We start from the raw sequence: 14,516 nt of genomic DNA, 5'->3' as shown, positions 1-14,516 counted from the left end.
TCAATAAATTGGCATTGAACATAGTGCACGCTGTTGAGTTCTCAAGGAACGGACGCACCCGCTTCACGACCAAGATCAGGCCGATCATCCGGAGCTTCGTTGTAGTTCCCACCCGGTCATCCCATGAGGACGCACCCGGATGCTTCAAGCCAGGCGTAGAAAACTGTCTGGCTCGGAATCATCGTGCCGCTTGAGGAGGATCTGCGGGGGCTCTCGGCCTTTCCGCTCTCCGCTCCTGTGGGGCAACGAATGAATACTTTACGGAGATGGCGGCACCCTCGCAACTCGACGATGCATCCCGGGCGTGTCGCCCGGAAATCCGCGGTTCTCGCGCCCGACGACGATGACGACATCGACGGTCGGGAGCCGGCCCGCGAGCCGGCGCAGGCTGGATGCGGAACGGCCCCGCATCGCGGGCTGCGATGCGGGGCCGTCGGCCGAACGGAACTCGTCACACGACGAAGACGCCGGCCATGGTCTTCTTGCCCCGGCGAAGCACCGCCATCGCCCCCGGACGGACGAAGTCGGCGAGCGTCGCCTTCTCGTCGTCGACGCGTACGTTGTCGAGCGAGACACCACCCTGCGCGATCGCGCGCCGCCCCTCGCTCGCGCTCGCGACGAGTCCGGTGTCGGCGAGCACCTGGGCGATCGGCGCGTCGGGCGACGTGGTCGTGTTGGGCAGCTCGCGCAACGCCGATTCGAGCGTCGCGGCGTCGAGCGAAGCGAGATCGCCCTGTCCGAACAGCGCCTGCGATGCGGCGATGACCGCGGCCGTGGCATCCGCCCCGTGCACCAGGGTGGTGACCTCGGAGGCGAGTACGCGCTGGGCCTCGCGACGGAACGGCTCGGTCTCGACCGCGGCCGCGAGCTCCTCGATGCGCGCTCGGCTGAGGAACGTGAAGACCTTGAGTCGCGCGATCACGTCGGCGTCGTCGGTGTTGAGCCAGAACTGGTAGAAGCGGTACGGGCTGCACATGTCGGCGTCGAGCCAGATCGCGTTGCCTTCGCTCTTGCCGAACTTGGTGCCGTCGGCGTTCGTCACGAGCGGCGTGCCGATCGCGTGCACGCTCCGGCCCTCGACCCGGTGGATGAGGTCGGTACCGCTCGTGAGGTTGCCCCACTGGTCGCTTCCGCCGGTCTGCAGCAGGCAGCCGTACTGCCGGAACAGCTCGAGGTAGTCGTAGCCCTGCAGCAACTGGTAGCTGAACTCCGTGTAGCTGATGCCGGCATCGGAGTTCAGTCGCGAGGCGACCGCGTCCTTCTTGAGCATCGTGCCGACGCGGTAGTGCTTGCCGATGTCGCGCAGGAAGTCGATCGCGCTGAGCCCGGCGGTCCAGTCGAGATTGTTCACCAGACGCACCGGGTTCTCACCTTCGGCGGAGAGGAATCGTGAGACCTGCCCCTGCAGGCGACCGACCCACTCGGCCACGGTCTCCTTCGTGTTGAGGGTGCGCTCGGCGGTCGGGCGCGGGTCGCCGATGAGACCGGTCGAACCGCCGACCAGGCCGAGCGGCCGATGACCGGCGAGTTGGAGCCGGCGCATGACGATGAGCTGGACGAGGTTGCCGAGGTGCAGGCTCGGCGCCGTCGGGTCGAACCCGCAGTAATACGTGATCGGCTCGCCCGCGAGGAGCTCTTTCAGCGCGGCCTGGTCGGTCGACACGTGCACGTGGCCGCGCCAGACGAGCTCGTCCCAGACGTCGTCGAATGAGGCGTCGTTCTGCTGGGTGGAGAGGATCACGGGGTCTGACACCCCGTCAGAGTATCAGCGCTCCGGATCAGGCTGCATCACTAAGCGATACTGAATTAGCCCTGTATGCTTATCTTGTATCGAGTGAAGGATTCAAGGTGAAGGAGCCGAGATGATCGTCGTCACCGCAGACCAAGTCGCCAGCCGGACCAAGGCCGATCTCGCCGGAGCGGCCCGCGACCGCATCCAAGCTGCGCACGGCGCGGCGCTCCTGCTTCCGGTCGCCCGCAACGCCGGCGACGAGATCCAGCTCCTCACCCGCGACGGGCGGACGGTCGTCGACGTCGTCTTCGACCTCACGCGCGACGGCGGCTGGAGCGTCGGGATCGGTTGCGGTCCGGTGCGCGAACCGCTGCCCGAGGACATCAGGGAGGCGAGCGGCGAGGCGTTCTTCGCCGCCCGCGACGCCGTCGAACGAGCGAAGAAGAGCTCGCCGCGGATCGCCGTCGAGGCCGGCGGCGACGTGACCGGCGGGCCGAGCGCCGCTGACGTCGAGGCGCTCTTCACCCTCGCCTTGCTGCTGCGCGAACGCCGTTCCGATCAGGGGTGGGAGGTCTACGACCGCATCGTCGCCGGCGCGCGGCAGACCGACATCGCCGACGAACTCGGCGTGAGCGCACCCGCGATCAGCTCACGCATGAAGTCGGCGAACATCCGCGCCGAGCTCGATGCGGCTCCCGCGCTCGCTAGGCTGCTTGAGCATCTGGATGCCTCGACGGAAGCTCGCGCATGAACCTCATCGTCCTCGCCGACGCCATCACCTGGTCGGCCCTGCTCATCTCGCTCGCCGCGGCCACCGTGCTCTCGGTGCTCGCCTCGCTCAAGCCGAGGCGGGCCTACATCTGGTTCGCGACCGGCACCCTGGGCATCGCCCTCGTCGCCGCAGCCACCGCGACCACGACCGCCCCGTTCGGACTCGCGCCGATCGTCGTCCTGCTCGGGCTCGCGATCGCGGTCTTCGGCGGCAGCGCGGCGGCGGGCACCGCCCTCGAGCTCGCGATGGGCGGCGCGGTCTCGCCGGGGTTGCACGGCGGCATCATCGTCACCGACCGCCGTGTCGACCCGAGCGCCGCTCCGGGCCTGCAGACGACCGAACGACGGCGCGAGGTGCTGCGCGGCGGCCTCACGATCGGCGTGCTCGAACGCATCGCCTCGGCGGGCGCCATCATCGCCGGGTTCCCGGAGGCGCTCGCGATCGTCGTGGCCGTCAAGGGCGTCGGCCGGTTCACCGAGCTCGAAGCCCCCGAGGCTCGCGAGCGGTTCATCATCGGCACCTTCGCCAGCCTCATCTGGGCCTGTGCGGCCGCACTCGTCGTGCACCTCGCGATCAGCTGAGCCATCCCGTCGTCGCCGGCCCTCGCGACCGACGGCTCAGCCGGTCGGATCGACGGCGCCCGCGTGTCGTCGGTACGGCGAGACGCCCTCGTCGCCCGGCAGCCAGAACCGCCAGGGATAGGCACTGCCGCCGCCCGCCCCGTTCACTCCGGTGCGGGGACCGTTCACGTGGTGCAGCGGGGTCGCCGGCAGACGCAGCCCGAACGGCGCCGCGAGCAGGTCGCTGCCGTCCGCGTCGAGCGGAACGCCGAGCGCCTTCGCAAGCCGTCCCGGGCCGCGAGCGAGGTCGCGATCGTTGACACCGGGTCGACGCCGTCGCGCGACGTCGATGCCAGCGACGACGGTCGCCCCGCGCAGGAGCACCGCCGAGGAGGTCCCGGCGGGTCGCGCGACGATGTTGAGGCAGACGTGCACGCCGTAGCTGAAGTACGCGTAGAGGTGCGCCGGCTCGCCGAACATCACGGCGTTGCGCGGCGTACGTCCGCGGAACGCGTGCGACCCGGGGTCCTCCCCCACGCCGCGGTAGGCCTCGACCTCCGACAGTCTGATCGCGACCTCGCCGTCGGACGACCGGTACGAGAGCACCGCCCCGAGCAGGAGCGGCGCGAGCTGCACCGGGTCCTGCTCGAAGAACGACCGGTCGGGCGTGATCGGCTGCGTCAGTTCGACGCCTCCGGCAGTCCGGCCACGAGATGACGCACCCGCTCCGCGAGGCGGGCGAACTGATCGGCGACACGATCCGGCGACGTGCCGCCCACGCCGTCGCGACTGGCGACGGAGCCCTCGATCGTGAGCACCTCGCGTACCTCCGGCGTGAGGTGGGGCGAGATCGCCGCGAGCGCGGCGTCGTCGACGGCGTCGAGATCGAGACCGTGCTGCTCGGCGTAGCGCACGAGCGCGCCCGTGATCTCATGGGCATCGCGGAACGGCACGTGCCGCTTCACGAGCCATTCCGCGACATCGGTCGCGAGGGAGAACCCCGCGGGCGCGAGCTCCGCCATGCGGTCGGTGTGGAAGGTCAGGGTCGCGACCATGCCCGTGAACGCGGGCAGCAGCACCTCGAGCGTCTCGACCGAGTCGAACACGGGCTCCTTGTCCTCCTGCAGATCGCGGTTGTACGCCAGCGGGAGGGCCTTCAGCGTGGCGAGCAGCCCCGTCAGGTTGCCGATGAGGCGACCGGACTTGCCGCGGGCGAGCTCGGCGATGTCGGGGTTCTTCTTCTGCGGCATGATCGACGATCCCGTCGAGAACCCGTCGTCGAGCGTGACGAAGCCGAACTCGCGCGTGTTCCAGAGGATGATCTCCTCGGAGATGCGCGACAGGTCGATGCCGATCATGGCGGTGACGAACGCGAACTCCGCCACGACGTCGCGGCTCGCGGTGCCGTCGATCGAGTTCTCGGCCGGCGCTGCGAGCCCGAGGTCGCGGGCGACGGCGGCCGCGTCGAGGCCGAGCGTCGAGCCGGCGAGTGCTCCCCCGCCGTACGGCGAGACGTCTGCGCGCTTCATCCAGTCGACGATTCGCTCGAGGTCGCGCGAGAGCGCCCAGGCGTGGGCGAGCAGGTGGTGCGCGAGGAGTACCGGCTGCGCGTGCTGGAGGTGCGTACGGCCGGGCATGATCGCGTCGCGGTGGGCGTCGGCCTGAGCCGCGAGGGCGTCGATGAGGTGCACGAGCTGCTGCCCGATCGTCGCCGCGTGGTCCTTCAGGTAGAGGCGCACGAGCGTGGCGATCTGGTCGTTTCGACTGCGACCGGCGCGCAGCTTGCCACCGAGTTCGGGGCCGACGACGTCGATGAGCGCCGCCTCGAGCGCGCCGTGCACGTCTTCGTCGCCCTCGGCCGCGACGAGATCACCCGAGATCACCTTGGCCTCGAGCGTGTCGAGGCCCGCGAGCATCGCGGCGAGCTCGCCCGAGTCGAGGTAGCCGGCCGCGGCGAGCGCGCGCGCGTGCGCACGCGAGCCGGCGAGGTCGTATCCCGCGAGCTGCCAATCGAAGTGCGTCGACTTCGAGAGCCGGGCGAGCTCGGGCGATGGGCCCGTCGCGAAGCGGGCGCCCCAGAGCGATCCCTCGTTCGTACCGTGCTCGGTGGTCATCATGCGTCCTTCCGGTCGAGGAGCCAGGTCAGCAGCGCCTTCTGGGCATGCAGGCGGTTCTCCGCCTCGTCCCATACGACGGACTGCGGGCCGTCGATGACCGCCCCGTCGACCTCGACGCCGCGGTAGGCGGGCAGGCAGTGCATGAAGATCGCGTCGTCGCCGGCCTCGGCCATGATCGCCTCGGTCACCCGGTAGTCGCCGAACGTCGCGAGCCGCTCGGCCTTCTCGTCCTCCTGCCCCATCGACACCCAGGTGTCGGTCACGACCACGTCGGCGCCGTTCGCCGCCGCGCTCGCGTCGTCGGTGACGAGCACCGAGCCGCCCGTGGACGCGGCGATGCGGATCGCGTCGTCGACGATGTCGGGCCGCGGGGCGTACGCCGCGGGTGCCGCGATGCGTACGTGCATGCCCGCGGTCGCGCCAGCGAGCAGATACGAGTGGGACATGTTGTTCGCCCCGTCGCCGAAGTAGGCGAGGGTGAGCCCTGCGAGCGCGCCCTTCCGCTCGCGGATGGTCTGCAGGTCGGCGAGCAGCTGGCAGGGGTGGAAGTCGTCGCTGAGTGCGTTGACGACGGGCACCGCGGTTCCGGCGGCCATCTCCTCGAGACCTGCGTGATCGAACGTGCGCCAGACGATCGCCCCGACCATCCGCTCGAGCACGCGGGCGGTGTCGGCGACCGACTCCTTGCCGCCGAGCTGGCTCTCGCTCGAGCTGATCACGAGGGGCACGCCGCCGAGGTCGGCGATGCCGACGGAGAACGAGACCCTCGTGCGGGTCGAGGTCTTGTCGAAGATGACGGCGACCGTCTGCGGTCCCTCGAGCGGGCGCGCGGAGTAACGGTCGGCCTTGAGACGTGCGGCGAGGTCGAGCACCTCGGCCTGCTCTGCGGGCGTGAGGTCGTCGTCGCGGAGGAAGTGGCGGGTCATGCGGTCCGTTCGGTTCGAAGGGAGGAGAGGTCAGGCGGCGGCGACGCGCTCGAGGGCACGGCCGAAGCGGGCGTCGAACTCGTCGAGCTCGACGTCGCCGATGATGAGGGGCGGGGCGATGCGGATCGTCGAGTCGTTCGCCGCGTTGACGATGAGCCCCTCGTCCATCGCGGCCGCGACGACGCGCGCCGCGACCGGTTCGTCGAGGCCGACACCCACGAGCAGGCCTCGCCCGCGGACCCCCGCGACGAGCGGCGAGCCGAGCGCGAGGATGCGCTCGCGGAGCTGGGCACCACGCCGGGCGGCGTTGCCGACGAGGTCGGCCCGCTCGATCTCGCCGAGCACCGCGTTCGCGACGGCGGTCGCGAGCGGGTTGCCCCCGAACGTCGAGCCGTGCTGACCCTTCGTGTACAGCGACGACGCGCGGCCGAATGTGACGAGTCCGCCGATCGGGATGCCGCCGCCGATGCCCTTGGCGACCGTGATCGCGTCGGGTGCGATGCCGGCGTGCTGGAACCCGAACCAGGCCCCGGTTCGCCCGGCGCCGGTCTGGATCTCGTCGACGATGAGCAGCGCCCCGTGGCGGTGGGTGAGCTCGCGCGCCGCCTCGAGGAAGCCGGGCGGCAGCTCGACGACGCCGGCCTCGCCCTGGATCGGCTCGAGGATGAGCGCCGACACCGCGTCGTCGAGCTCGGCTTCGAGTGCCTCGATCGTCGCCGGGATGTGCTCGACGCCACCCGGCAGCGGCTCGAACGGGTCGCGCATGTGCGGCTTGCCCGTGAGCGCGAGCGAGCCCATCGTGCGGCCGTGGAAGCCGTCGACGAGCGCGAGCATGCGCGTGCGGGCACCGCCCGAGTTGTTCAGGCGTGCGAGCTTGAACGCCGCCTCGTTCGCCTCGGCGCCCGAGTTGCCGAACCACGCCCGGCCCTCGTCGCCGGCGCCTGCGAGCCGCGTGATGCGTTCGGCGAGCTCGAGCGCCGGTTCGGTCGTGAAGTAGTTCGACACGTGCGCGAGCTTCGCCGCCTGGGCCGACACGGCCTCGACGAACACGGGATGCGCGTGGCCGAGGGCGTTGACGGCGATGCCCGCGAGGAAGTCGAGGTACCGCTTGCCCGAGTCATCCCACACCCACGCGCCGTCGCCACGCTCGAGCTTCGCGAGCGGCATGCCGATCGACCGCATGATGCGGGAGTCGAATCGCTGCTGCCAGTCGGTCATGTCGTGCCTCCTGCCGGGACGACCTCGGTGCCGATGCCCTGCGGGGTGAAGACCTCGAGCAGGATCGAGTGCGGCACCCGGCCATCGATGATCGCGGCCTTCGCGACGCCGCCCTCGACGGCCTCGAGGCAGGCCCGCATCTTCGGGATCATGCCCGACTCGAGCGACGGCAGCAGGGCCTCGAGCTCGGGCACGCCGATGACGGAGACGAGCGAGTCGCGGTTCGGCCAGTCGCGGTAGAGGCCGGCGACGTCGGTCAGGATGACGAGCTTCGCCGCCCGCAGCGCCACGGCGAGCGCCGCGGCCGCCGAGTCGGCGTTCACGTTGAGCGACTGCCCCGGCGCATCGCCGTCAGGGGCGATCGACGAGACGACCGGGATGCGCCCGGCGTGCAGCTGCGCCACGACCGCCTCGGGATCGACGGAGACCACCTCGCCGACGAGACCGAGGTCGACCTCGACGCCGTCGACCCGCGCCCCTCGGCGACGGCCGGTGAAGAGCCCCGCATCTTCGCCGGAGAGCCCCGCGGCGAGTGGTCCGTGCTCGTTGATGAGCGAGACGAGCTCGCGGTTGACCTGGCCGGAGAGCACCATGCGCACGACGTCCATCGCCTCGGGCGTCGTCACACGGTAGCCGCCGCGGAACTCGCTCTCGATGCCGAGCCGTTCGAGCATCGACGAGATCTGCGGACCCCCGCCGTGGACGACGACCGGCTTGATGCCGGCGTAGCGGAGGTACACCATGTCCTCGGCGAACGCCCGCTGCAGCTCGGGGCTCACCATCGCGTTACCGCCGAACTTCACGACGATCGTCTCGCCGTGGAAGCGCTTGAGCCACGGCAGCGACTCGATGAGCACCCGCGCCTTCTCACCGGCGCCGGCGACCTCTCCGGCCTCGCCGGAGGCATCCGTTCCGTCGAAATCGCCCATCATCAGCTCGCGTACGCGCTGTTCTCGTGCACGTAGTCGTGCGTGAGATCGTTGGTCAGGATCGTCGCGGACGCCTCACCCGCGTGCAGCTCGACGAGCACGTGCGTGGCGCGGGGCGTCAGGTCGACCTCGTCGCGCGGCCGGTCGGGCCGGCCGGCGTGACACACGCGCACGCCGTTCATCGTCACGTCGACGAGGTAGGGATCGAACGGCGCCCGCGTCGTGCCGATCGCGGCGAGCACGCGTCCCCAGTTCGGGTCGTTGCCGAAGATCGCGGCCTTGAAGAGGTTGTTGCGGGCGACCGCGCGGCCGACCTCGACCGCGTCGTCCTCGCTGACCGCGCCGCGCACCTCGATCGCGATGTCGTGGCTCGCGCCTTCGGCGTCGGCCTGCAGCTGCGCGGCGAGGTCGAGGCAGACCTCGGTGAGCGCCGCGGTGAACACCGTCTCGTCGGGCGCCACGCCGGACGCAGCGCTCGCGAGCAGGGTGACCTGGTCGTTGGTCGACATGCAGCCGTCGGAGTCGAGCCTGTCGAAGCTCACCCGGGTCGCCTGCCGCAGCGCACGATCGAGCGCGGATGCCTCGAGGTCGGCGTCGGTCGTGATGACGACGAGCATCGTGGCGAGCCCGGGGGCGAGCATGCCGGCGCCCTTCGCCATGCCGCCGATGCGCCACCCCGCGCCGTCGACGACGACGGTCTTCGGCGTCGTGTCGGTGGTCATGATGGCCCGTGCCGCGTCGTCGCCGGCTGCCGCATCTACCGAGAGCCGGTTGGCGGCGCTCAGCACGCCCTCTTCGAGGATCTCGCCGTCGAGCTGCTCGCCGATGAGCCCGGTCGAGCAGACGAGCACGTCTCCGGCCGAGACGCCGAGCGCGGCAGCAGCCGCCTCGGCGGTGCGGTGCGTGACCTGGAAGCCCTCGGGCCCGGTGAAGCAGTTGGCGCCGCCCGAGTTGAGCACGACGGCGGACACGAGGCCGTCTCTCGCAGCCTCCTTCGACCAGATGATCGGGTTCGCCTGCGCGCGGTTCGACGTGAACACGACCGCCGCCTGCTGCGAAGGCCCACGGTTGACGACGAGGGCGAGGTCGAGCGCGCCGGTGCGCTTGATGCCGGCGGCGATGCCGGCGGCTTCGAATCCGGCGGGGGCGGTGACGGTCACGGGGCCACTCCGTTCACGGGCAGGCCGGTCGACTCGGTGAGGCCGAGCGCGAGGTTCGCCGACTGGATGGCGGCACCCGCGGTGCCCTTGACGAGGTTGTCGACCGCGGTCACGACGACGACGCGGCCCGCGCGCTCGTCGATCGCGAGTCCCATGAGCGCGGTGTTCGCGCCGAGCACGTCGGCGGTGCGGGGGAACTGCCCTTCGGGGAGGAGCTGCACGAACCGCTCCCCCGCATACGCGTCCTCCCAGGCGGCGCGCACCGCCGAGGCATCCGTACCGGGCATGATGCGGGCCGTCGAGGTCGCGAGGATTCCACGTGACATGGGCACGATGACGGGGGTGAACGAGAGCGTCGGCTCGGCGGCGCCCGCCCACCGGAGGGCCTGCTGCACCTCGGGGATGTGCCGGTGGACCCCGCCGACCGAGTACGGGTTCGCCGAGCCCAGGATCTCGGCTGCGAGCAGGTGCGCCTTGAGGCTCTTGCCGGCCCCCGACGGGCCGACCGCGAGCACCGACACGAGGTCGCGGTCTTCGACGACCCCGGCGCGGATGCCGGGAGCGAGCGAGAGGGCGACCGTCGAGGCGTTGCACCCCGGGGCGGCGATGCGCTTCGCCTTCGCGAGGCGGTCGCGCTGCGTGCCGGTGAGACGCGGCAGCTCGGGCACGCCGTACTCCCACGCGGGGTGGAATTCGCCGCCGTAGAACTCGGCCCAGTCGGTCGCCGACTCGAGCCGGTGGTCGGCGCCGCAGTCGATCACGAGCGTGTCGGGCGAGAGCTCTGCCGCGATCGCGCCCGACGCGCCGTGCGGCAGCGCGAGGAAGACGACGTCATGGCCGGCGAGCGTCTCGGCCGTCGTCTCCTTGAGCGTCAGGTGCGTGTAGGTGCGCAGGTGCGGCTGCACCGCGGCGAGCGACTGGCCGGCGTTCGAGTGGGCGGTCACGGTGCGGACCTGGAGCTCGGGATGATCGGCCAGGAGGCGAAGGATCTCTCCCCCGGCATAGCCGGACGCGCCGGAGACGGCGACGGAGTACGTCATGGAATCCACCTTAGGGTCTGTGCGGTCGGGGCGATGTTCCGGCGACGCCCCGCGACAGCCCGCTAGGCCGTCGCAGGGGTCGCCGAGATTCGGCGCCCGCCACGGCGTCGGCTGCGCACGACCTCGACACGCGCGTGGCGTGAGGCGGCGAACCGGGTGATGGACATGCTCCGACCCTATCGAGGCGACGACGGCGCCTGCAAACCGGGCGTCGCCGGATGTCGCGCGGTGACGTCGCCCGCGGGGCGGGGTGTGCCGCGTGCGCGTGCACAACGAGCGAGCACGACGAGCGAGAGTGCAGTCGCGGCCCCATTTCGGGCGACGACCGCACTCTCGATGACCCGGTGGTCAGGGATGCACGGGCGCGCTCCGCCTAGTCGCGGATCACGGCTCCGGTGCGCTCGCCCGCGAGCGACGCCCCTGCGAGCTTCGCGGCGCTCGCCTCGGCCGCCGTCAGGGTGCGGTCGGCCGCTCGGAAGCGCAGGGCGAACGTGAGGCTCTTCGACCCCTCGGTCACGCCCTGGCCACGGTAGTCGTCGACGAGCTCGAGGTGCTCGAGCAGCTCGCCCGCCCCCTCGCGCACGGCCGCGGCGACCTCGGCCGCCGGCACCTCGGCGCCCACGACGAGCGACAGGTCCTGCGTCGCTGCGGGGAGGGTGCCGATCGAGGACGCCTCGACCGCGGGGTCGGCGGCCGCGATGATCGCGTCGAGGTCGAGTTCGACGACCGCGACGACGCGCGGCAGGTCGTCGGCCTCGGCGAGCGCGGGCAGGAGTTCGCCGGCGAAGCCGACGGGGCGACCGCCCACCCGCAGTTCCGCCGTGCGGCCGGGGTGGAGCGCGTGGTGCGAACCCTGCACGATCTCGAGCTCGGCCCCCGTCGCGAGCGCGACCCGCCGCGCCGCGTCGAGGGCGTCGGCCACGCCGTACGGCTCGGCCGCGACGCCCGGCTGCTTGGCGACCCGGTCGCCGACGAGGAGCACGCCGAGGTGGCGCGGCTGCGGCGGGATGCCCGCGTCGAGCGCGGCGAGCGTCTCGTCGCCGGGCTTGGCGTCGCCGGCCGGCAGCTCGGCCGTCCCGTAGACGTGACCGGGCTCGGGGAGGAACACGATGCCGATCTCGAAGAGGTCGAGGTCGAGCAGCCCGCGCGAGCGGTTGCGCTTGGCCGCGGCGATGAGCCCCGGAAGCAGCGATCGGCGCAGGAACGGCGTCGACTGGTCGAGTGCGTTCGCGAGGCGCACCGACGCGACCGGCTCGCCGTCGACACTGCCGAAGGTGCGGTTCTCGTCGTCGGTCGCGAACGGGAACGAGAGCACCTCGACCGAACCCGCCGCGGCGAGCGCATCGGCCGTCTGGCGGCGGAGCCGCTGCGATCGGGTGAGCCCCCGGCCGGGCGGCGCGACGGGCAGCACCGACGGGATGCGGTGATAGCCCACGAGCCGGGCGACCTCCTCGGCGAGCTCCTCGCGGCCCGTGAGGTCGGGCCGCCATGCCGGCGGAACGACCGAGTAGCCGCCCTCGACGCGCGTGAGCACGCCGCCGATCTCGGCGAGCGCGTCGTGCACCTCGTCGTTCGTGTACTCGACGCCGATGACGCGCGAGACGAAGCCGTCGGGGAGGTCGATCGCCTCCCGGTCGGTCGTCGTCTGGATGAGCGAACCTCCCGCGTCGGCCGTGCCGCCCGCGAGGTCGACCATGAGCTGGGCGACGCGTGCGACGGCGACGGCGCCGATCGTCGGGTCGATGCCGCGCTCGTAGCGCTTCGCGGCCTCGCTCGGAAGCTTGTGCCGGCGCGCCGTGCGGGCGATCGACACCGGGTCCCAGTGGGCGGCCTCGATGAGCACGTTCTGCGTCGTGTCGCTCATCTCGGTCTCGGCGCCGCCCATGACCCCCGCGAGGCCGATCGGGCCCCGGTCGTCGGTGACGACGATGTCTTCGGCGTGCAGGGTGCGCTGCTTGCCGTCGAGCGTCGTGAACGGCTCGCCCGGCTCGGCACGGCGCACGACGATGCCGCCGCGCAGCGTGTCGAGGTCGTAGCCGTGGATCGGCTGGCCGAGTTCGAGCATCACGTAGTTCGTGATGTCGACGAGCACCGACAGCGACCGGATGCCGGCGAGCTTCAGCCGCGCGATCATCCACGCGGGCGTCGGGCGCGAGGCGTCGACACCGCGCACGATGCGCGTCGCGAAGGCGCTCGACGCGACCTTGCCTCGGATCGGCGCTCGGTCGTCGATGACGACGGGGAAGCCGTCGGCCGAGGCATCGGTCGCCGGGGTCAGCTCGACCGGATCGCGGAACACCGCACCCGTCGCGTGCGCGTACTCCCGGGCGACGCCGCGGATCGAGAACGCGTAGCCGCGATCGGGCGTGACGTTGATCTCGATCGCCGCGTCGTCGAGGCCGAGCAGCGCGATCGCGTCGGAGCCGACGGGCGCGTCGATACCGAGGGTCGACAGGCGCAGGATGCCGTCGTGGTCGTCGCCGAGGCCGAGTTCACGGGCCGAGGCGATCATGCCGTCGGAAACGTGACCGTACGTCTTGCGGGCAGCGATCGGGAACGGGCCGGGCAGCACGGCGCCGGGCAGCGTCACAACGACCCGGTCGCCGGGGAAGAAGTTGCGGGCACCGCAGACGATGCCGCGCACCCCGCCGTTCGCCTCGCCGACGTCGACCTGGCACCACCGGATCGTCTTGCCGTTGGACTGCGGCTCCTCGACGAACTCGAGCACCTCGCCCACGACGATCGGGCCCTCGAGCTCGAACGTGTGCACGTCTTCTTCTTCGAGGCCGACCTTCACGAGGGCGGCATGCACGTCTTCGGGCGTCGTTCCCGGGACGAGCTCGACGTATTCGGCGAGCCAGCTGAGAGGTACTCGCATCGTTAGACCACCATTCCGAACTGCTGGGAGATATCACCGTTTGAGAGGGCTGCGCCGGTCATCGTCAGACCACCATTCCGAACTGCTGGGAGAAGCGGACGTCTCCCTCGACCATTTCGCGCATGTCCTGCACGTCGTTGCGGAGCATCAGTCCGCGCTCGATGCCCATGCCGAACGCGAAGCCCGTGTAGACCTCGGGGTCGATGCCCGCCGCCCTCAGCACGTTGGGGTGCATCATGCCGCAGCCGCCCCACTCGATCCAGCGCGCGCCGCCCTTGAACGTCGGGTGCCAGAAGTCGAGCTCGGCGCTCGGCTCGGTGAACGGGAAGAAGCTCGGCCGGAGGCGGATCTTCGCCTCCTCGCCGAAGATCGACTTCACGAAGTGATCGAGCGTGCCCTTGAGGTGCGCCATCGTCAGGCCCTTGTCGACCGCCACGCCCTCGAACTGCATGAACACGGGCAGATGGGTCGCATCGAACTCGTCGGTGCGATACACGCGGCCCGGCGCGAGCACGTAGAGCGGCAGGTCGCGCTCGAGCATCGAGCGGATCTGCACGGGGCTCGTGTGGGTGCGCATGACGAGGTGGGCTTCGGGCGGGTCGACGAAGAACGTGTCCTGCATCGCGCGCGCGGGGTGGTCGGCGTCGAAGTTCAGCGCGTCGAAGTTGAACCACTCGCTCTCGACCTCGGGGCCCTCCGCGATCTCCCAGCCCATGCCGGTGAAGACGTCGCACACCCGGTCCTGCAGCAGGGCGAGGGGATGCCTCGCGCCCGCGTTGAACCGCGAGGGCAGTGCCGTGACGTCGACGGCCTCGGCGACGAGTCGCGCGGCCGCCTCGGCCTCGACGATCTCGGCCTCGCGGGCGGCGAACGCCTGGCCTACCCGGCCGCGCGCGCCGCCCACGAGCTTGCCGAGTGCGGCCTTCTGCTCGTTGGGCACGTTGCGGAGCTCGGCGTTCAGCAGCGCGAGCGGCGACTTGTCGCCGGTGTGCTCGGTGCGAACGGTCTTCAGCGCGGCGGAGTCGCCGGCGGACGCGATGGCCGCGAGGGCCGCGTCGACGGCGGACTGGACCGCGGACTCGGTGATTTCGAGGGGCTCTGGCACGAGAACCGAGTCTACCGGCGCGGCGGTACCGTGCGTGGCGCGCCACCTCGTGGCCGACGCCGCGTCGAGGCTCGTCGCA

General features: G+C 71.2%; 12 protein-coding genes. 2 read left to right on the top strand and 10 right to left on the bottom strand.

Going from position 1 to position 14,516, the window contains the following annotated elements; translation table 11 throughout:
• Positions 1-451: 451 nt before the first annotated feature.
• On the bottom strand, positions 452-1,753 hold the full coding sequence (gene tyrS, locus PX701_RS15275) for a tyrosine--tRNA ligase (protein ID WP_275506768.1): 1,302 nt from the start codon (positions 1,751-1,753) through the stop codon (positions 452-454).
• 109 nt (positions 1,754-1,862) lie between these two features.
• Between tyrS and PX701_RS15270 the strand changes: the two genes are divergently transcribed.
• Both PX701_RS15270 and PX701_RS15265 read left to right on the top strand, forming a co-directional pair.
• Positions 1,863-2,483: a DNA-binding protein gene (locus tag PX701_RS15270; RefSeq protein ID WP_231431272.1), complete on the top strand. Its 621-nt coding sequence runs from the start codon at positions 1,863-1,865 to the stop codon at positions 2,481-2,483.
• Positions 2,480-3,085 (top strand): hypothetical protein, encoded by a 606-nt coding sequence (locus tag PX701_RS15265; protein WP_231431273.1) that lies wholly within the window; start codon positions 2,480-2,482, stop codon positions 3,083-3,085. Before PX701_RS15270 ends, PX701_RS15265 begins: the two co-directional genes overlap by 4 nt.
• 36 nt (positions 3,086-3,121) lie before the next feature.
• Here the strand turns inward: PX701_RS15265 and PX701_RS15260 are convergent, their stop codons facing one another.
• The 9 genes from PX701_RS15260 to pheS form a co-directional block, all read right to left on the bottom strand.
• A complete protein-coding gene (locus PX701_RS15260) occupies positions 3,122-3,748 on the bottom strand; it encodes a DNA-3-methyladenine glycosylase (RefSeq protein ID WP_420831085.1) in 627 nt (208 codons plus the stop codon).
• Entirely contained in the window at positions 3,745-5,178 is a 1,434-nt protein-coding gene (argH, locus tag PX701_RS15255; RefSeq protein ID WP_231431275.1) for an argininosuccinate lyase, read from the bottom strand. Before argH ends, PX701_RS15260 begins: the two co-directional genes overlap by 4 nt.
• Entirely contained in the window at positions 5,178-6,107 is a 930-nt protein-coding gene (gene argF / locus PX701_RS15250; protein ID WP_231431276.1) for an ornithine carbamoyltransferase, read from the bottom strand. Before argF ends, argH begins: the two co-directional genes overlap by 1 nt.
• 30 nt (positions 6,108-6,137) lie before the next feature.
• The gene (locus tag PX701_RS15245) at positions 6,138-7,325 is read right to left on the bottom strand and encodes an acetylornithine transaminase (RefSeq protein ID WP_231431277.1); all 1,188 of its coding nucleotides are present in this window, start codon (positions 7,323-7,325) and stop codon (positions 6,138-6,140) included.
• Positions 7,322-8,254: an acetylglutamate kinase gene (argB, locus tag PX701_RS15240; RefSeq protein ID WP_275506809.1), complete on the bottom strand. Its 933-nt coding sequence runs from the start codon at positions 8,252-8,254 to the stop codon at positions 7,322-7,324. The genes PX701_RS15245 and argB overlap by 4 nt, the downstream gene beginning before the upstream one ends.
• A gap of 2 nt (positions 8,255-8,256) precedes the next feature.
• Positions 8,257-9,414 (bottom strand): bifunctional glutamate N-acetyltransferase/amino-acid acetyltransferase ArgJ, encoded by a 1,158-nt coding sequence (gene argJ, locus PX701_RS15235; protein ID WP_275506767.1) that lies wholly within the window; start codon positions 9,412-9,414, stop codon positions 8,257-8,259.
• The gene (argC, locus tag PX701_RS15230; RefSeq protein ID WP_231431279.1) at positions 9,411-10,454 is read right to left on the bottom strand and encodes an N-acetyl-gamma-glutamyl-phosphate reductase; all 1,044 of its coding nucleotides are present in this window, start codon (positions 10,452-10,454) and stop codon (positions 9,411-9,413) included. Before argC ends, argJ begins: the two co-directional genes overlap by 4 nt.
• 373 nt (positions 10,455-10,827) lie before the next feature.
• Positions 10,828-13,332 (bottom strand): phenylalanine--tRNA ligase subunit beta, encoded by a 2,505-nt coding sequence (gene pheT, locus PX701_RS15225; RefSeq protein WP_275506766.1) that lies wholly within the window; start codon positions 13,330-13,332, stop codon positions 10,828-10,830.
• Between the two features lie 64 nt (positions 13,333-13,396).
• Positions 13,397-14,437, bottom strand: coding sequence for a phenylalanine--tRNA ligase subunit alpha (pheS, locus tag PX701_RS15220; protein WP_231431281.1), 1,041 nt, complete (start codon positions 14,435-14,437; stop codon positions 13,397-13,399).
• Between the last annotated feature and the right edge of the window lie 79 nt (positions 14,438-14,516).

It is taken from the genome of Agromyces chromiiresistens, from assembly GCF_029167465.1.
Lineage (GTDB): Bacteria > Actinomycetota > Actinomycetes > Actinomycetales > Microbacteriaceae > Agromyces > Agromyces chromiiresistens.
Note: the sequence above shows the minus strand (reverse complement) of the source record. Positions and strands in the feature narration are given on the sequence as shown.

What these genes read in the sequence shown, in the direction of transcription:
- PX701_RS15270 (WP_231431272.1), top strand. Translation starts at nt 1,863, where the DNA reads ATGATCGTCGTCACCGCAGACCAAGTCGCCAGCCGGACCAAGGCCGAT.
- PX701_RS15265 (WP_231431273.1), top strand. Translation starts at nt 2,480, where the DNA reads ATGAACCTCATCGTCCTCGCCGACGCCATCACCTGGTCGGCCCTGCTC.
- argH (WP_231431275.1), bottom strand. Translation starts at nt 5,178, where the DNA reads ATGACCACCGAGCACGGTACGAACGAGGGATCGCTCTGGGGCGCCCGC.
- argF (WP_231431276.1), bottom strand. Translation starts at nt 6,107, where the DNA reads ATGACCCGCCACTTCCTCCGCGACGACGACCTCACGCCCGCAGAGCAG.
- PX701_RS15245 (WP_231431277.1), bottom strand. Translation starts at nt 7,325, where the DNA reads ATGACCGACTGGCAGCAGCGATTCGACTCCCGCATCATGCGGTCGATC.
- argB (WP_275506809.1), bottom strand. Translation starts at nt 8,254, where the DNA reads ATGGGCGATTTCGACGGAACGGATGCCTCCGGCGAGGCCGGAGAGGTC.
- argC (WP_231431279.1), bottom strand. Translation starts at nt 10,454, where the DNA reads ATGACGTACTCCGTCGCCGTCTCCGGCGCGTCCGGCTATGCCGGGGGA.
- pheT (WP_275506766.1), bottom strand. Translation starts at nt 13,332, where the DNA reads ATGCGAGTACCTCTCAGCTGGCTCGCCGAATACGTCGAGCTCGTCCCG.